Origin of the sequence: Avibacterium sp. 21-594, from assembly GCF_026226815.1 — a bacterium.
GTDB classification, from domain to species: domain Bacteria; phylum Pseudomonadota; class Gammaproteobacteria; order Enterobacterales; family Pasteurellaceae; genus Avibacterium; species Avibacterium avium.
Map to the genome: position 1 here is coordinate 2,026,168 of NZ_JAKKOC010000001.1, position 18,136 is coordinate 2,044,303.

An 18,136-nucleotide genomic window follows, 5' to 3' on the forward strand; every position below is an offset into this window, starting at 1 on the left:
TAAAAGAAAAGTGCGGTGATTTTTTCACGCATTTTTATCATATCAATGATGAATCCGTTTTCAGATACCGCACTCTGAACCTTACTTCTGATGAGCGGGTTGCCATCAAACTACCAGAAAACTAGCCTGATTCACGCAACAAAACGGTGATTATTCAGTATATTTTTAATCCAAAAAGGTTTGTGAATTAAAAATGGCTGAGTATTATATAATATCTCGCAAGATAAAGTCAATTTACATTTCAAATAATTCGGATATATAAAAGCCCGTTTCTGATTGAAACGGGCGTTATACAAATTATCTTGAAAGATAATCGTTACAATGTTGGCATACTAAAAGCAGCGCCACCATCTCTTACTTTATTGTTAGGCCAGCGGCTAGTTACTGTTTTCATTCTTGTATAGAAGCGAACACCGTCAGGTCCATAAGCATTGAGCGGCCCAAAAATAGAAGCTTTCCATCCACCAAAGCAATGGAATGCCATAGGAACTGGAATTGGGATATTAATACCAACCATACCAGCTTTAACATCATGGCTATATTGACGCGCAGCGTCACCATCACTCGTAAATATTGCACTACCATTACCATATTGATGTGCATTGATCAGATTAATTGCTTCTTGGTAATTTTTAGCACGAACAATGGCAAGAACTGGACCAAAAATTTCTTCTTTATAAATAGTCATATCTGGTGTGACATGATCAAACAAACTACCACCGATAAAATAACCATCTTCGTGTCCTGCTACTTTGTAATGTCGACCATCAACAACGAGTTTTGCACCCTCAGTAACTCCTGAATCAACATAACTAGAGACTTTGTTCAAATGTTCTTTAGAAATTAAAGGCCCCATATCATTTTCTTTTTCACCATCAGGTAAAATACCCGGCCCGATACGTAACGCCTCTACTTTAGGTGCTAAATTCTTAACCAAAAGGTCGGCATAATTATCATCAATAGTAACCGCAACGGATAATGCCATGCAACGTTCACCTGCCGCACCAAAAGCAGCCCCTAATAGCGCATTTGCTGTTGTTTCAATATCTGCATCTGGCATAATCAATGCATGATTTTTTGCCCCTCCAAGTGCTTGTACACGTTTTCCATAGGCAGATCCCGTTTCATAGATATATTGGGCGATTGGGGTTGAACCAACGAAACTTACTGCTTGAACTCGAGGATCTTTTAGCAATACATCTACAACTTCTTTATCACCTTGAACAACATTAAATACCCCATCGGGTAATCCCGCTTCTTTTAATAGCTCGGCTAAACGAATAGAAAGTGAAGGATCTTTTTCTGATGGTTTTAAAACAAACGTATTACCACAAGCTAAAGCAATAGGGAACATCCACATTGGAACCATAGCTGGGAAATTAAAGGGTGTAATTCCTGCGACAACACCTAATGGTTGCATAATAGAAAAGCTATCAATCCCTCTTCCAACATTTGCTGAATACTCACCTTTTAATAAGTGTGGAATACCAGTTGCAAATTCAACAACTTCCAACCCTCGGGTTAATTCACCAACAGAATCAGAATAAATCTTTCCATGCTCATTAGTAATTAGGCGAGCCAATTCATCGAAATGTTCTTCTAACAAAGTTTTAAATTTAAATAATACTCTTGCTCTGCGTAATGGTGATTGCTGAGACCAATCATAGAATGCCTCTTGTGCGGCCCCAATAGCTTGTTCCATCTCACTTGTTGTACTTAATTTAACTTGTTTTGTTTGTTCTCCAGTTGCTGGATTATAAACAAACGCTGTTCTTTGGCTATTGCTTTCCACAAGGCGGCCATTGATAAAATTTGGAATAACTGGTTTCATAATTATCCTCACTCAGTTGATATTAATTAAGTTACTAGTATAGGTAAACATACTATTTTGAAATAAAAATTTCAATTTAAACCGAACTTAAAAATTATTTTTTATTTCATTTTGTGATCTAGGCTACATCTTTAACAATACAAAGTTCACTATCCAGCACTTCTAACCTATACTCTAGTCTCTCTATATCTCACATTTCCCACAAAACAAAGAGGTTTGTTATGAGTAAATTATTAGCAAAATCAAAAAATATTACCAATGGGCTTCGCCAACAAATTACTCCAGAAAATGCTAGCTGGGAGTATGTTGGATTTGAATTACTCCACCTGTCCAAGGATATGTCATATCATATTAAAACAGAAGGAACTGAAATCTGTTTCGTTATGGTTTCTGGCTACGCAACTTTCGAGACCGAAAGACAAGTCTTTTCTAGAATAGGGAATAGGGCAACGCCTTTTGAACGAATCCCACCTTATGCGCTTTATGTTCCTCATAACAAAGAAGTTTTCATTAAAGCAGAAACTGAAACAGAAATTGCAATTTGTAGAGCGCCAAGCCAAGGTACTCTTCCAACAAGACTGATTAAACCTGAGGATGTCGGCGTAGAAAAACGTGGATATGGTAATAATAAGCGCCTTGTACACAACATTCTTCCAGAAACTGAAGCAGCCGATGCGTTACTTGTCGTTGAAGTATTTACCGATGAAGGAAACACGAGTTCTTTCCCAAGCCATAAACACGATCAAAAAAACAGTGAAACTGAAACCTATCTAGAAGAAACCTACTACCACCGCTTTGAACCAAGTCAAGGATTTTGTCTTCAACGGGTTTATACAGATGATCGTAGCTTAGATGAATGTATGGCGGTTTACGATGGTGATGTTGTCAAAGTGCCAAAAGGATATCATCCAGTTGCCACAATAGCTGGTTATAATAACTACTATTTAAATGTGATGGCTGGCCCTGTTCGGAAATGGCGTTTTACCTGGGAAAAAGATCATCAGTGGATTAATACTGAAGAATATGCACATAAATTCGAGGCATAGCGCATTTGTCTTTACCAATACAGCCAGCAAAATTGCTGGCTTATATTTTATAAAAAGTATAAAAATGGCTTACTTGATAATACCAATGTAAGCCATTTTCTTTTAAGTCTTTCTCTTTATCTGCCTTTTTTACGTCTTTTTAAGGTGTCAATCAATACGGCGACGACAATAATCAAGCCTTTAACAATCTGTTGCCAGTATGGATCTACTCCCAACATATTTAGACCTTTATTTGTTGTACCAATGATCAATGCTCCAATCACACACATTGGGATAGTTCCAATACCTCCGCTAAGAGAAACACCTCCGATAACTGCTGCAGCAATGGCATCAAGCTCCCACGCCAATCCATATGACGGATTTCCTGCATAAGTACGAGCTGCTAGCATTGCTCCTGCTAATCCTGATAATGCTCCAGCAAGAACATACACCCAAATTAATGTTTTTGTAGTGTTTATCCCACAAATTTTAGCTGCATTTAAATTCCCACCAACGGCATAAACATGACGTCCAAATGTAGATCGACTTAATAAAATATGAGATCCAATTACAACAAGAATATATAGAATCACCAACCCAGGTAACCCAAAGAAACTCACATCAGAAATCCAAGTAAAAGCTTCCGATGAAGCATCTATCGGTCTCCCATCAGAATAAAGTTGAGCCGCACCACGAGCAATGATCATCATTCCAAGAGTGGCGATAAAAGGAGGAATAGAGCCAATAGCTGTTAATCCACCATTAATTGCACCAAGTAACGCCCCCAACAATATAGATAATGCAAAAGCTAAAAATGCTGCACTGACTGCATCTCCACCTGTCACAACTGATGCTGCAACAACAGAAGTAAGAGCAACAATAGAACCCGAAGATAAATCAATCCCTGTGGTAATAATTGCGAATGTTACACCAATGGCAATGATACCAAACATTGAAACTTGTTCTATAATACTCCAAACAGTTCTTGCGGAAAAAAATCCATCTATTGAAACTGATAACGCCAAAAATAAAGCAATTAAGATAAATACCATTCCATAAGTATTTAGCAATTTTTTAATTGTACTACTAGACATAATAAATTCCTCACATATACATACGATAAAAAGACTAGTTATGAGTCAAGCCAGAAGCCATTTCTAAAACTCGTTCTTGAGACAATTCTTGTCGTGGAATGATCCCAACCTGCTTTCCTTCATGCATAACCATTACTCGATCACTCATTGACAATAATTCAAGCATATCTGAGGTAATCATAATGATTGTTTTACCTTGTTTAGCTAACTCAACCATTAATTTATAAAGCTCCGCTTTCGCTCCTACATCAATGCCTTTTGTTGGCTCATCCAGTATTAAAATATCGGGTTCTAACAATAACCAACGCGCTAATAAAACTTTCTGCTGATTTCCTCCTGAAAGATTATTCGTGATAACCTCAACATTAGGGGCTTTGATTTTCAATTTATCTTTTTGCTCAATAACTGTCTCTTGAGCTCTAGTAATTGAGATTAAAAAATTTTCTAAGTAAGGAGACATTTTGGGCATGATCATATTGTCTGTAATGCTCAAATTAAGAAATAATCCCGTTAATTTTCTATCTTCCGTAACAAAACCTATTTTGTACTTCATTGCATCAACTGGATTTTTTATTTCAACTTTATTACCATGAATATAAAATTCTCCACTTTCAGCTGGCTTATAACCAAACAAGGCCTCTACAACCTCAGTTCTTCCTGCACCAACTAATCCAGCAATACCAAAAATTTCACCTTTATGAATTTTAAAATTAATATCTTGATACACACCTGAACGGGTAAGATTTTTAACCTCTAAAATAACTTCATCTGAAATATCTACTCGTTCTCTTTGAAACATTTCGGACATATCGCGTCCAACCATCATTGAAATTAGCTCATCTTTCGTTACTTCTGAAGCTGGTTTAGTCCCAACATATTGCCCATCTCGAATTACTGTAATTTCATCAGAAACTCGGAATACTTCATCTAATTTATGTGAAATAAAAATAACTGAAATACCATGATTCTTAACCGTTTCAATAATTTTATATAGCTGATCGACTTCAGTTTCAGTTAAAGAAGTGGTAGGTTCATCCATAATGATGACTTTCGCATTATTAGAAACTGCTGTTGCAATCGCTACAAGTTGAGCTTTGGCCACCGAAACCTCGGACATTTTAACGGTTACATCCATAGGGATACCTAGCCCATCTAGAATCTTGGCCGCTTTCTCATTCATTTCTTTTTGATCTAAGAAAAATTTTCCCTTAGTTAATTCTCGACCTAAGTAAAAGTTATCTGCAATGGTTAAATTAGCAGCTGGGGAAATTTCTTGCGGAACCATTGTTAATCCTTTACGGATGGCATCAATTGGACGAGATGGATTAAACGGCTTACCGCTCAAAAATATTTCACTTCCAGGATCCGGAGTATAAATTCCATAAAGAATTTTCATTAACGTAGATTTCCCAGCACCATTTTCCCCCATTAAAGCGTGTACACTGCCACGTTTAACTTTTAGGTTAATGCCGTCTAATGCCTTCACACCAGGAAATGTTTTAGAAACATTATTCATTTCTAAAATATAATTTGATGAATTTGTTGAAATATTCATTATTGACACCTAAACGAATTAAAGGAATTTCAGAAAAGGAAGGGAGAATCCCTTCCCAAAAATATTATTTATATTTTGCTTGATATTCTTCTTTTTTATCTGGCGTAACTAATTCAAATGGTACCCATTTGATCTTATCAACTTTTTCTCCCTTAGCGGCACGATAAGCAATTTCAGCACCAGCATACCCTTGTCCTTTCGCAGATTGGAATACTGTTGCATCTAGTCCTTTACCTAAATATTCTAATGCATCTGGAGTAGCATCAAGACCAACGATAATAATATCTTCATCTTTAATACCAAGCTTACGTGAAGCCAATATTGCACCAATAGCCATCTCATCATTATTGCTTACAACAACATTAATTGAGTTTTGGCCCGCAAGTACATTTTCTGCAATAGCAAGACCTCTATCACGTTCCCATTTACCTTCTTGCTCTGCGACAATACTGATGTTTTTATGCGCGCTCAAAATATCTTTATTACCTTGAGTACGTTTTGTCACTGCATCTTGGCCTAAAGGGCCTAATAAAATTAATGCCTCCCCTTTCTTACCATCTAATGTATTAACAACATAATTTCCTTGAATCCTTCCTCCTTCGATTTCATCAGAACCAACAAAACTAGTTACATATTTATCTAAATCATCATCATTTGGACGACGATTAACAATAATCAATGGGATCCCTGCTTTTTTAGCTTTTCTTCCAATTGCTTTTACAATATTAGGATCATTTGGCACAACTAAAAGTGCATCAACATTTTGGTCGATAAATGTTTCTACATCATTTAATTGACGTGCGGAATCAGCATTTGCATCGGAAAGTTTAAATTCAACATCATCGTGTTGCTTGTCAAACTCACGAATAGCATCCTGAAGATATGTTTGCCATTTATCAGCAAAAGAATTCATTGGCGCACCAATTACATAAGTTTTTGCAGAGGCGATCTGAGAGGTTAATAACAAGCTACTACATAATAAGGTTAGTAATGTCTTTTTCATACGATTAGCCTTTTTAAGTTGAGTTAATCACTATGGAAACAACTATATCCCAAGATAGAAGAATATAAATTCCAAACAAAAACCACTTGAAACAAATGATTCAGTTTATGTATATCATTGGATCAATACTTTTACAAATACCAAGTTAATAATTTGTGAAATATGTCTCATTTTTTATAAGTGCGGTAATATTTTTATCTATTTTTTTGATTTCTTACAAAAACATTTGAAAACAAACGATTTTTTTATCCAAATCAAAAAGATACTTATTACATTGTGAAAAATAAAGAGGGACGCGCTGAAGGCTAAAGATAAAGAAATTAGAAAAGAGAAGTTACCAAAGAAAAGTAACTTCCCATTACAGAAATGTGAGTTAAATTATATTAAATCCTAAGCCTTTTGAAGCTCTGAAACATCAATCCAAGATCTTTCAATAGCAGATTTAGCAATAGACTCTAACACACAAGAAATATGATAACCAACATAAAAATCAGGACTGATTAATTTATTATTTAGTACACCTTCGATTAAATCCCTAATTTCTACTGCTTTCTGATCATTGAATCCAATCCCATGACCTGAACTTATACAAAATGCTTCATAATCGGGATGCTCTGGTCCAGTAAGTAAAGTCTTAAAGCCTTGACGATTAGAAGCATCATTATGTAAATATAATTTTAATTCAGCCATTCTTTCCTGTGTAAAGCTAAGCGTACCTTTTGTTCCAGTAACTACATAGGTTAAACCCATTTTACGCCCACAAGCAATGCGCGATGTTTCCAACGTTCCCATTGCGCCATTTTTAAATCTAACTAGTGCGCTAGCCTGATCCTCGTTTTCAACACGACGCAACAAATTATTATCTTTAGGATCTGGACGTTGTGAGATGACTGTCTGCATATCTCCACAAACTTTTTCAATTTCAGAACCTAATAGATATTCAGCCATATGAACTATATGCGCCCCTAAATCGCCTAGCGCTCCTAACCCAGCCAAATGCTTATAGCAATGCCAATCTATAGGAGTACTTGGGTTTGCTAAATAATCCTCATTGTGAGTACCATAGAAATGGATCACTTCACCAATTTCACCGTTAGCAATGATCTCTCTCGCTAATTGGCTAGTTGGATTTTTAGCGTAATTAAATCCCATTAATGTCTTAACCCCTGCCTTTTTAGCTGCTAAATACATCTCTTCAGCTTCCGATGCAGTTAAAGCTAAAGGTTTTTCAGAGTACACTATTTTTCCATGTTTAATCGCTTCCAGAGCAATATCTTTATGTAAAAAGTTTGGAGTACAAATATCAACAACATCTACGCTAGGATCAGATACTAAACTTCTCCAATCCCCGGTTGAACGCCGAAAGCCAAACTCTTTAGCTCTTTTATCGGCCAATTCTGAATTTACTTCAGCCAAATATTCAAGTTCAATTTTATCTTGCAAATTAAAAACCGTAGGTAATTGCGCATAAGCAATTGCATGACAACGCCCTATGTATCCAGTACCAACTAAACCAATTCGTACTTTATCCATCTTAGACTCCTAAAAATCAACAATATTAATCTCTTGAAAACATACCCTCTAAAAGAGAACTTTTCAATCAAATAAATAAAAAATGAATTTTTTATTTCAAAAATGTGATCTATGTTGCATTTTGCAGAAAAATACCGTATTTACCCATAAAAACAGAAAAGGCATCATAAAAAATATGATGCCTTATTTATCCTTATACACGAAAAATATAGGTGAAATTAAGATACTTCAGTTATTTTAACAGGACGTCCTTCTTCTAGAGATTTTTTGGCCGCCAATGCAATTAATACAGGCTGCAACCCATCATTACCATTAACCAAAGTTGGTTTATCATGAACAATAGCCTCAACAAAAGATCTAATTTCTTCTGCAAAAGATTGCATATATCGCTCTAAGAAAAAGTATTTTGGTTTCTCAGATATTACACCTAACTCACAAGAGTAAACAGCGGTTGAATCTGTGTCATTACTTGTTTGAACCGCACCTTTTGAACCAAAAACTTCCGCTCTCTGATCATATCCATAAACTGCTTTACGGCTATTATCGATAACACCAATCGCGCCATTTGCAAGTTTTAATGTAATTACCGCAGTATCAATGTCTCCGGCTTTGCCAATTTCTGGATTCACCAAAACGCCTCCTGCGGCATACACTTCAACGACTTCACTGCCAGAAAGATAACGAATCATATCGAAATCATGAATGGTCATATCAAAAAATAAACCGCCAGACACTTTGACATATTCAATCGGTGGCGCATCAGGATCGCGAGAAGTTACACGGATAAGATGTGGCTCACCAATATCACCAGCCACAACACGATCGCGAATTGCTTTAAAATTATGATCAAATCGGCGATTGAAACCCACTTGGAATTTAACTCCTGCTTTTTCCACTTCAGCTAATACTTCACGAATTTTATCTTTGTTAGGATCAACTGGTTTTTCGCAGAAAATATGTTTACCTGCTCGTGCCGCCTCAATAGAAATAGGAGCATGCGTATCAGTAGAAGAACAAACTAAAACAGCGTCAATCTCAGGATCGTTAAGGATCTTAGTATAATCATCATAGACGTTTGGAATGCCCATATTATCTGCCCATGTGATTAATTCATCCGTAACTCTAATATCTGAAATAGCTTTAATTTCAGCACCTTTTACATATTTGCTAATACTTTCTGAATGCACTCGCCCAATACGACCTGCACCAATAATACCTACTTTAATCATAACGTCTCCTCATTATTAAATACCAGCAACTTGTTTGATATATTGACGACCTTTCACGGCATATTCAAAGGGATTAGCAACCGAAGGATCTTGCTCTGCTTCTACAACCATCCAGCCTTTATAATTATGTTTATCTAAAATTTCAAAAATAGGTCTGAAATCTATCACGCCATCCCCAGGAACAGTAAACGTGCCTTTTTTTACGCCCTCTAAGAAACTCAGATCATTCTTTCTCACATCTTCAACAATGTCATCACGAACATCTTTTAAATGAACATGCACAATACGATCAATATATTTGCTTAGTACATCAAGCATTGCCTGTTGAGAACCTTCCGAATAATAAAGATGCCCCGAATCGAATAAAAGATATACATCATCATTTGTTATATTCATATATTTATCAATTTCTTCAGGTGTCTGAATACCTGTTCCCATATGATGATGCAAACATACTTTCATGCCCTTCTCAGCAGCTAAACGAGCTAACTCATTATAACCTTCAGCCAACAATTTCCATTCAGAATCACTAAATATCGTTTTTTCCTTAAAAATAGATTTTTCTAAACCTTGGATACTACGACTTTGCTCAGAACATCCTATGACTTTCGCTCCCATGGCATATAAGAAATCACGATGTTTAATAAACTCTTGAATAGTTTCTTCTTTTTTTCCATCAACGAAAAAAGTACTAAACCAAGCATTGCAAATCTGAATTCCTCTCGCATCTAACTTATGTTTCAACACCTCAATATCACGAGGATATTTATTTCCCACTTCGCAACCTTGATAACCTGCCAGAGCCATCTCACTGATACATTGTTCAAATGTATTCTCTTTACCTAATTCAGGTAGATCATCATTTGTCCAACCAATAGGTGCAATTCCAAGTTTTATATTTTCTGCTTTCATTTGTTTCCCCTTTTAGGAAGTGTAAGTTTAAATTAATAACGTCTTGCCTGTTTAATATTTAGTTGAGCTTTTTCATAAGCTTGCTTAACTCGCTCTTTCGTTGAGACTTCAGCAACTCCGACATGCCACCAACTTCCATAACCATGAACCATTGTTTTTGGCAATACTTTAATATCAATAAGTGTTGAGATAGTCTGTTTTTTAGCATCAGCTAAAGCTACTACGAGTTCCTCCTCACTACGAACCGTGTACGTTTTACAACCAAAAGATGCAGCATTCATAGCAAAATCAATCGGAATAAAACCACCATCTAATTTTTGACTCTTAGGATTTCGGAAACGGAATTCCGTACAAAAACTATCCATTCCATTACCTACTTGTAGATTATTAATACAGCCATTGGTCATATTATCAAATAACACAACATTAATTTTTCTATTCTCTTGAATCGCGGTAACCAATTCAGTATGTAGCATTAAATAAGAACCGTCTCCTAATAAGGTATAAACCTCTTTCTCAGGTTCCGCAAGCTTGACTCCAAGAGATGCAGCAATCTCATATCCCATACAAGAATAGCCATATTCTAAATGGTAGCTGTTTTCACCTTTTGATTGCCAAATTCGTTGTAAATCTCCTGGCAAGCTTCCGGCAGCTGCAACGATAACATCATTTTCACCGAATTGTTGATTCAAGATCCCTAGCACTCGACTTTGAGTTAAACAAGATCCTGTTATATTAATAAATTCATTAAAAATGCTTTGTCTATTTGGTAAAGCATCATCAACTTCAGGAGCAAAATTTTCTGTATAAGTAACCTGCGTGACTCGTTGTAATTCTTGCATCATTTTCTGTTTGCTTAATGCAATTTTATCTCTCCAACTATTTTGATAACCTGATAAAAGTGGCTGTAATTGTTGCAATGCTTTTTTCGCATCCGCTGTAATTTGTACGCCATCTAACTTATATGCATCAAACCGTGAGACATTAATATTCAAAAAGCTGACATCTTGATTTTGGAAAATCCATTTAGAGGAAGTTGTAAAATCAGTATATCTTGTCCCAATGCCGATAATTAAATCTGCCTCTTTCGCTAATAAATTAGCCGCTAGACACCCTGTTTCACCAACACCTCCAACATTTAAAGGATGGTCTGAAATAATTGCACTTTTCCCTGCTTGAGTTTCAGCAAACGGAATATTATAAGTTTCAGCAAATGCCTTTAATTCCTGTGCAGCTTCTGAATAGCGAACCCCTCCGCCACAAATAATGAGAGGTTTTTTCTTAGATTTAATCAACATTACAGCTTGTTGCAACATATCTTCTGTGGCTGGCGTTCTTTCGATCCGATGAATTCGTTTAACAAAAAAGCTTTCTGGATAATCATAGGCTTCAGCTTGTACATCTTGCGGTAATGCCAAGGTCACAGCGCCAGTTTCAGCTGGATCGGTTAACACTCTCATCGCATTAATACAAGCGCTCATTAATTGCTCTGGCCGACTAATTCTATCCCAATATTTACTTACCGCTCTAAAAGCATCATTTGTGCTAATACTTAAATCATAAGGTTGCTCTATTTGCTGTAATACAGGGTCTGGTTGTCTCGTTGCAAATACATCGCCAGGCAACAATAATAATGGAATACGATTTGCTGTGGCAGTCGCAGCTGCAGTGAGCATATTAGCTGCACCTGGACCAACGGAAGAAGTGCAAGCATAAATTTGCTTTCTCAACATTTGTTTAGCAAAACCCGTAGCAATATGCGCCATGCCCTGTTCATTACGCCCTTGATGTACGACCAGTTCACCACTGTCTTGCTCCAAAGCCTGTCCTAATCCAAGCACATTTCCGTGTCCAAATATACCGAACACTCCCTTGACAAATTTAGTTACATTTCCATCTACTTCAACATATTGATTATCAAGAAACTTTACTAAAGCCTGAGCCACGGTTAAACGCTGTACCTTCATTCTTACTCTCCTTTGCAAACTAAAAAACCGCTAAGAAAATATTTTTATTTATTCTACTCAAAAACTTTTTCAACAAAACAAAATATGAAATATAAATTTCATTTTTGAGAGCTAGATCAACATTTTTTAAAAAAATTAGCAAAAACCAACCGCACTTTACTAGAAAAAAGACTTACACATACATAAAAAAGATGAAATTTTGAGATCTAGATCTCAAAAAAGTATATTAGCAATTCAAAAATGAAATTTTTGTTCTAAAATAAAATTATCAAATCTCTTTTTTCATTTAGACTTAACATTACTGATTTCAGGAGGCATAAGATGTCTAAAACATTGGATGTGATTTGTTTGGGACGAGTTGCAGTAGATCTCTATGCGCAACAAATAGGTTCACGACTAGAAGATGCAAGCAGTTTTGCTAAATATTTAGGTGGCTCATCAGGTAACGTGGCCTATGGCACAGCAATTCAAGGACTAAAATCATCAATGCTTGCTAGAGTTGGTGATGAACATATGGGACGTTTTCTACGTGAGGAGCTACAAAGTGTTGGAGTGGACACCAGTCATTTAATTACAGATAAAGAGCGTCTCACTGCACTTGTTATCTTGGGCATAAAAGATAGTGAAACATTCCCTCTCATTTTTTATCGTGATAATTGTGCAGATATGGCAATTACTGCAGATGATTTTGATGAAAAATACATTGCTTCAGCTAAAGCATTAGCGATCACCGGGACACATCTTTCTCACCCTAAAACTCGTCACGCGGTTTTAACTGCCCTAGAATATGCTGGTCGAAATGGAACAAAACGTCTATTAGATATTGATTATCGACCAGTTCTATGGGGGCTGACTTCATTAGGGGACGGTGAAACCCGCTATATTGACTCTGAAGCAGTAACACGCTCATTGCAAGAAGTGATACACCATTTTGATGTGCTAGTTGGAACTGAGGAAGAATTTCATATTGCAGGTGGTTCAACCGATACACTTACCGCATTAAAAAATGTACGACAATATAGTCAAGCAACCTTGGTTTGCAAAAGAGGAGCATTAGGTTGTTCTGTTTTTGAGGGAGAAATTCCAGATAATATTGATGGTGGATTAAATGTCTATGGCGTGCGTGTAGCAGTTCTAAATGTCCTTGGCGCAGGAGATGCGTTTATGTCTGGGTTATTAAGAGGTTATGTTAACGAAGAGGGGTGGGAGCAAGCTTGTCGTTATGCTAATGCTTGTGGTGCCTTAGTAGTGTCTCGCCACGGCTGCGCACCTGCAATGCCAACTAAAGCGGAGTTGGATGATTACCTATCACGAGCAGAAAATGTTCCTCGCCCTGATCTTGATGAAACCTTAAACCATTTACATCGTGTAACTACACGAAAACAAGAATGGAATAATATTTGTATTTTTGCTTTTGATCATCGATTGCAGCTTGAAGAGATGGCTAAAAAGTGCGGTGCAAATTTAGAACAAATTCCAAAATTAAAAAAATTATTATTACAAGCTGCAGAGCAAACTGCTAAAGAAGAAGGAATCACTAATGGCAATGCTGGTATCCTAGCTGATACTACTTATGGTCAAGATGCATTAAATGAAATTACTGGTAAAAAATGGTGGATCGGTCGTCCAATCGAAAAACCAGCCTCTCGCCCATTATGTCTAGAATATGGAGATTTAGGAAGCCAACTTATTTCTTGGCCAAAAGAGCATATTGTAAAATGCCTAGCATTTTATCATCCTAATGATGATGAAAAAATGAAAGCTAGCCAAGATAAAACTCTATCTGAAGTATATCAAGCTTGCTGTAGAACTGGGCATGAATTACTACTAGAAATAATTCTACCTAGTTCAATGGAACAAAAAGAAAGCTATTATCTTGATGTAATCAGACATTTATATCAATTAGGCATAAAACCAGATTGGTGGAAACTACCAGGTCTAAGCGCGTCAACCTGGGAACAACTAACATCAATTATCGAAAGCGAAGATCCTCATTGTCGCGGAATTTTGATACTGGGATTAGATGCACCTGAAAGCGTGTTTGATAACACATTTAGCGAGGCTGCAAATTCCCCAATGATTAAAGGGTTTGCTGTTGGTCGAACTATCTTTGGAGAACCTTCCGCAAAATGGCTTGCTAATGAGATCAACGATCAGCAACTAATAAATGAAGTTAGTGAAAAATATCGTAACTTGATACATCTATGGAAAAAATATAGAGGATAAAATTTTCTTAATCTAACTGCACTAATGGCTAATAATGCTAAATTATTAGCCATTTTCTATTATGTTTTCTGCTTAAATGCTAAAGAAATGGCTAAACTCTGGACCAAATTCATCGTACAGCATTGAGATCTGAAACCATTAATGTGCGCTTCTTTAATAATAAAAGATACATCACTAAAGCTAACTAATGGACTTAATTGACTATCAGTAATAGCAATTTGTTTAACGCCATCTTGAGCAACAGAATTAAGAATATTCAATGTTTCTTTCGCGTAAGGAGAAAAACTTATCGCAACAACAACATCACCTGGTTGAATAGCATTTAGCTGCTCCTCAAACATTCCCCCTAAACCATCAATAATAAAAGAACGATAATTTAGATGATGCAACGCATAATTTAAGTAACAAGCAACACTATAAGATCGCTTTAATCCAATAATAAAAATATTATTTGCCTTATCAAGCAAATCCACAGTTTCATTCAATTTCTGGCTATCAATAGATTTTAAAGACTGCGTCAATGCAACGGCATTAGCCTGAGAAAAAATTGACAAAATATTTTCTGGACAATTTTTCTCGAGAGAAGCATCATCAATCTTATGAAATAACTCAGCTCTTTCACGATAATCAACTGTGGATTCCATCAAACTTTCTTTAAAAACCTGTTTCATCTCATTAAAGCCATTAAAACCAAAAACATTAGCAAAGCGAATTAATGTTGATGGCGGAACCTCCGAATGCTCAGCAATAATCGCAACAGTATCAAAGACAATACTATTCGGATTATCTAAAATATATCTAGCAACCTGCTTTAGACGTTTACTGAGACTATCATAGCGCTCTCTAATTTGATTCTCTAGTTTCTCAACTTTAATAGACTTATTCATAATTATGCAACTCGAAAGGAAAGTAACCTATTCTAGATCAGATTACCTAAAATTGAAAAGCCGTTTTGATTCAATAAAAATAAAGATTAGAACTATGACCTATCTTCTTTAAATATTCTATAACAAATACTTAATTTCATTGTATATAATGCAATTTTAAAATTGTCATCTATTTTAAAAACTCATTTCCCATATACAAAAAACCCCGATATCGCTATCGGGGTTTTTAGAACCAGAATTGGTCGCGGAAAAATCAAAATTATTTGATTTCTACTTGTGCGCCAGCTTCTTCTAATTCTTTCTTAAGTGCTTCAGCTTCAGCTTTTGCTACACCTTCTTTTAAGGTTGCTGGAGCAGATTCAACTAAGTCTTTAGCTTCTTTTAAGCCTAAGCCAGTTGCACCACGTACTGCTTTGATAACTGCTACTTTGTTAGCGCCTGCTGCTGCAAGAACTACATCGAATTCAGTTTTTTCTTCTGCTGCACCAGCGTCACCGCCAGCTGCTACTGCTACTGCAGCCGCTGCTGCTGAAACACCGAATTTTTCTTCCATCGCAGAGATTAATTCTACGATTTCAGTTACTGATTTAGAAGCGATCGCTTCAATAATTTGTTCGTTAGTTAATGACATAACAATCAATTCCTAAAGTAAATAAGTTAAACCTGGTAAGAAACGCTTGGATTAAGCTGCTTCTTGTAATTTGTCGCGTAATGCTGCAAGAGTGCGAACAAGTTTGCCTGCCGCAGCTTCTTTCATTGTACCCATTAAACGTGCAATTGCTTCTTCGTAAGTCGGTAATGTTGCTAAGAATTCAACATCTTGGATCTTACCTTCAAAGGCTGCACCTTTAATTTCAAACTTATCATTTGCTTTTGCAAAATCTTTGAACAAACGTGCTGCTGCACCTGGGTGTTCAGTAGAGAATGCGATAAGTGTTGGACCTACAAACGCATCTTTTAAGCATTCGTAATCAGTGCCTTCAACTGCACGGCGTAATAAAGTGTTACGCACAACACGCATTGAAACACCAGCTTCACGAGCTGCTTTACGTAATTCAGTCATTTTATCAACGGTTACACCACGAGAATCCGCGATAACTGCTGATAGGGCACCTTTGGCTGCTTCATTTACTTCAGCAACAATTGCTTGTTTGTCTTGAAGATTTAATGCCATTGGCTGTTAGCTCCTGATACACTCCGCCTAAGCGGAACTTCTAAAAAATCTCAAAAAATCCACCGCACTTTTACTGCAAGGCAATTTCTTTTTTGAGGCTAAGGTGTCCAGAAGCAGAAAATTCTGTCTGTCCACCATCTACGCAGGCGTTAAAATTAAGAAATGATTCGCATCATTTCGCCTACGGTCTTGGACGGGGCTTGATTGGTAAGCACCATCATAATTTGTGCAATGCACAAAATAGGTTGCATATTATAGGCAATATTTAATCGAAGTAAAGCAAAAATTAGTGCAATTTATTGAAAAATCCACAGTGGTAAGGAAAGCTTGACCCGTAAGCCACCTAGCTCACTACGCGTAGCTATCACATAGCCTTGATGTTCATTCACGACATTGGCCACAATCGCAAGGCCTAAACCCGTGCCACCTGTTTCTCGCGTTCTTGCTTCATCAATGCGGTAGAACGGTTTGAAGATATTCGTGTATTCTTCATCGGGAATACCATCGCCATCGTCATCAATAGCAATCACTAACATTTCAGCTTCGATAAAAATAGTAGTTTCAATTTTTGATTTAGTGTATTTCAGCGCATTTCTGAGAATATTTTCCACCGCACTGCAAAGTAATGCTTTGTTTCCATTGATATAATGTTTAGATGGGTGAACAATTAATTGATGAACCTTAAATGCTAATTGGCGCTGTTCTGCTTCAAACTGGCTATCTTTAATAATATCCTGCCAGATTTCTGTGATCGGAAAAATTTCACGTAAAATATGGCTATTAAGTTGTTGGCGCGAGAGTAACAATAAATCGTTAATCATTTCATCTAGCCGTATGGCTTCTTTTTCAATGCGTTCAATTTCTGCATTATTGTTAATTCGCCGTCTTAACAACGCTAAGGCTAATTGTAATCGTGTAAGCGGGGTACGAAGCTCGTGAGAAATGGAAGACAACAATGTTTGTTGATTTGATAACAGATCTTCAAGGGCAATGGTCATTCGATTAAAACTCTGCCCTACTTGGCGTAACTCCAAACTGCCCTGCGTTTCTAAGCTGCGATCCACTTTAAAGTTCCCTAACGCCACTGCATTAGCGGCTTCTTGTAAATGGCGCAGTGGACGCCCAATACTGCTTGATAACCACCATAATAGGGGTGTGGAAATAATCATTACAAATAAAATAATGATGTAAGGGCGGTCAAAAATATAGGAAATTATTTCTTTTTGTGGATTTACCCTACTCAGGAAATAAAGTTTGTATTGCGTGTCTTTTTTATCTAATTCTAAATGAACGGTAAAAGGGCCAACCACTTGTAAATCATAGAAATTTTTTTTCAGCGGCTTAGATACCACTGTGGTGTGATACATAAATTGTTGCACCGCTGAAATTTCTGTTTTTTTCCTTGCGCCAAAAATATTGCCTTCTTGGTCTGCGAGAACAGGGTGCATTCCATCAAGATCATCAAAGGCAGTTACGGGCAGTCCCGATAAAATATGCCTAAGCTGATTCGTGCGAATCGCTGCGCTGATCTCAGCGTTATAACTGGAAATTTCGCTGTTATCTAAATTTGAATAAATCCGTGAATCAAAATAAGGCAGGACAAAAATTAAGGCGAAAAGCAAAACAAAAGCCAACCAGAATAAGGCAAAAATCCGAATGGATAACGTGTTAAGAAAGGTTGGCTTGCTCAATTCCATTGC

At 36.7% G+C, this 18,136-nt stretch carries 14 protein-coding genes; 2 read left to right on the forward strand and 12 right to left on the reverse strand.

The annotated features are described in order from the left end of the window. Positions 1 to 316: 316 nt before the first annotated feature. On the reverse strand, positions 317 to 1,831 hold the full coding sequence (locus L5B76_RS09810) for a CoA-acylating methylmalonate-semialdehyde dehydrogenase (RefSeq protein WP_265755267.1): 1,515 nt from the start codon (positions 1,829 to 1,831) through the stop codon (positions 317 to 319). 221 nt (positions 1,832 to 2,052) lie between these two features. On the opposite strand from L5B76_RS09810, the gene iolB reads away from it, so the two are divergent. Then, a complete protein-coding gene (gene iolB / locus L5B76_RS09815; protein ID WP_265755269.1) occupies positions 2,053 to 2,877 on the forward strand; it encodes a 5-deoxy-glucuronate isomerase in 825 nt (274 codons plus the stop codon). A gap of 116 nt (positions 2,878 to 2,993) precedes the next feature. On the opposite strand, the gene L5B76_RS09820 is transcribed toward iolB, so the two are convergent. The 7 genes from L5B76_RS09820 to iolD all read right to left on the reverse strand — a co-directional run bounded on the left by L5B76_RS09820 (position 2,994) and on the right by iolD (position 12,149). Beyond that, the gene (locus L5B76_RS09820) at positions 2,994 to 3,950 is read right to left on the reverse strand and encodes an ABC transporter permease (RefSeq protein WP_115248633.1); all 957 of its coding nucleotides are present in this window, start codon (positions 3,948 to 3,950) and stop codon (positions 2,994 to 2,996) included. A gap of 34 nt (positions 3,951 to 3,984) precedes the next feature. Then, complete coding sequence (locus L5B76_RS09825; RefSeq protein WP_265755270.1) at positions 3,985 to 5,505, reverse strand: sugar ABC transporter ATP-binding protein; 1,521 nt, start codon at positions 5,503 to 5,505, stop codon at positions 3,985 to 3,987. 64 nt (positions 5,506 to 5,569) lie between these two features. After that, positions 5,570 to 6,508 carry a substrate-binding domain-containing protein gene (locus tag L5B76_RS09830; RefSeq protein WP_265755271.1) on the reverse strand — a complete coding sequence of 313 codons (939 nt, stop codon included), beginning with the start codon at positions 6,506 to 6,508 and terminating at the stop codon, positions 5,570 to 5,572. Between the two features lie 390 nt (positions 6,509 to 6,898). Continuing rightward, complete coding sequence (locus L5B76_RS09835; RefSeq protein WP_115248636.1) at positions 6,899 to 8,041, reverse strand: Gfo/Idh/MocA family protein; 1,143 nt, start codon at positions 8,039 to 8,041, stop codon at positions 6,899 to 6,901. 218 nt (positions 8,042 to 8,259) lie between these two features. Further along, a complete protein-coding gene (iolG, locus tag L5B76_RS09840; RefSeq protein WP_265755272.1) occupies positions 8,260 to 9,270 on the reverse strand; it encodes an inositol 2-dehydrogenase in 1,011 nt (336 codons plus the stop codon). Between the two features lie 15 nt (positions 9,271 to 9,285). After that, positions 9,286 to 10,182 carry a myo-inosose-2 dehydratase gene (gene iolE / locus L5B76_RS09845; protein WP_265755273.1) on the reverse strand — a complete coding sequence of 299 codons (897 nt, stop codon included), beginning with the start codon at positions 10,180 to 10,182 and terminating at the stop codon, positions 9,286 to 9,288. A gap of 32 nt (positions 10,183 to 10,214) precedes the next feature. After that, a complete protein-coding gene (gene iolD, locus L5B76_RS09850) occupies positions 10,215 to 12,149 on the reverse strand; it encodes a 3D-(3,5/4)-trihydroxycyclohexane-1,2-dione acylhydrolase (decyclizing) (protein ID WP_265755274.1) in 1,935 nt (644 codons plus the stop codon). A 321-nt stretch (positions 12,150 to 12,470) separates the two neighbouring features. Here iolD and L5B76_RS09855 point away from each other — a divergent pair, with 321 nt between their 5' ends. Next, a complete protein-coding gene (locus L5B76_RS09855) occupies positions 12,471 to 14,375 on the forward strand; it encodes a bifunctional 5-dehydro-2-deoxygluconokinase/5-dehydro-2-deoxyphosphogluconate aldolase (protein ID WP_265755275.1) in 1,905 nt (634 codons plus the stop codon). 59 nt (positions 14,376 to 14,434) lie between these two features. Here L5B76_RS09855 and L5B76_RS09860 read toward each other — a convergent pair whose 3' ends face one another. The 4 genes from L5B76_RS09860 to cpxA all read right to left on the reverse strand — a co-directional run bounded on the left by L5B76_RS09860 (position 14,435) and on the right by cpxA (position 18,133). Next, complete coding sequence (locus L5B76_RS09860; RefSeq protein ID WP_265755276.1) at positions 14,435 to 15,262, reverse strand: MurR/RpiR family transcriptional regulator; 828 nt, start codon at positions 15,260 to 15,262, stop codon at positions 14,435 to 14,437. A gap of 259 nt (positions 15,263 to 15,521) precedes the next feature. Then, positions 15,522 to 15,893: a 50S ribosomal protein L7/L12 gene (gene rplL, locus L5B76_RS09865; RefSeq protein WP_103854416.1), complete on the reverse strand. Its 372-nt coding sequence runs from the start codon at positions 15,891 to 15,893 to the stop codon at positions 15,522 to 15,524. Between the two features lie 51 nt (positions 15,894 to 15,944). Then, positions 15,945 to 16,436 (reverse strand): 50S ribosomal protein L10, encoded by a 492-nt coding sequence (gene rplJ / locus L5B76_RS09870; RefSeq protein ID WP_103854415.1) that lies wholly within the window; start codon positions 16,434 to 16,436, stop codon positions 15,945 to 15,947. A gap of 296 nt (positions 16,437 to 16,732) precedes the next feature. Then, positions 16,733 to 18,133, reverse strand: a complete 1,401-nt coding sequence (cpxA, locus tag L5B76_RS09875; RefSeq protein ID WP_265755278.1) for an envelope stress sensor histidine kinase CpxA — start codon at positions 18,131 to 18,133, stop codon at positions 16,733 to 16,735. Positions 18,134 to 18,136 lie beyond the last annotated feature (3 nt).

Excerpts from the sequence above, each read along its gene's own strand:
- L5B76_RS09810 (WP_265755267.1), bottom strand. The coding sequence starts at position 1,831 with ATGAAACCAGTTATTCCAAATTTTATCAATGGCCGCCTTGTGGAAAGC.
- iolB (WP_265755269.1), top strand. The coding sequence starts at position 2,053 with ATGAGTAAATTATTAGCAAAATCAAAAAATATTACCAATGGGCTTCGC.
- L5B76_RS09820 (WP_115248633.1), bottom strand. The coding sequence starts at position 3,950 with ATGTCTAGTAGTACAATTAAAAAATTGCTAAATACTTATGGAATGGTA.
- L5B76_RS09825 (WP_265755270.1), bottom strand. The coding sequence starts at position 5,505 with ATGAATATTTCAACAAATTCATCAAATTATATTTTAGAAATGAATAAT.
- L5B76_RS09830 (WP_265755271.1), bottom strand. The coding sequence starts at position 6,508 with ATGAAAAAGACATTACTAACCTTATTATGTAGTAGCTTGTTATTAACC.
- L5B76_RS09835 (WP_115248636.1), bottom strand. The coding sequence starts at position 8,041 with ATGGATAAAGTACGAATTGGTTTAGTTGGTACTGGATACATAGGGCGT.
- iolG (WP_265755272.1), bottom strand. The coding sequence starts at position 9,270 with ATGATTAAAGTAGGTATTATTGGTGCAGGTCGTATTGGGCGAGTGCAT.
- iolE (WP_265755273.1), bottom strand. The coding sequence starts at position 10,182 with ATGAAAGCAGAAAATATAAAACTTGGAATTGCACCTATTGGTTGGACA.
- iolD (WP_265755274.1), bottom strand. The coding sequence starts at position 12,149 with ATGAAGGTACAGCGTTTAACCGTGGCTCAGGCTTTAGTAAAGTTTCTT.
- L5B76_RS09855 (WP_265755275.1), top strand. The coding sequence starts at position 12,471 with ATGTCTAAAACATTGGATGTGATTTGTTTGGGACGAGTTGCAGTAGAT.
- L5B76_RS09860 (WP_265755276.1), bottom strand. The coding sequence starts at position 15,262 with ATGAATAAGTCTATTAAAGTTGAGAAACTAGAGAATCAAATTAGAGAG.
- rplL (WP_103854416.1), bottom strand. The coding sequence starts at position 15,893 with ATGTCATTAACTAACGAACAAATTATTGAAGCGATCGCTTCTAAATCA.
- rplJ (WP_103854415.1), bottom strand. The coding sequence starts at position 16,436 with ATGGCATTAAATCTTCAAGACAAACAAGCAATTGTTGCTGAAGTAAAT.
- cpxA (WP_265755278.1), bottom strand. The coding sequence starts at position 18,133 with ATGGAATTGAGCAAGCCAACCTTTCTTAACACGTTATCCATTCGGATT.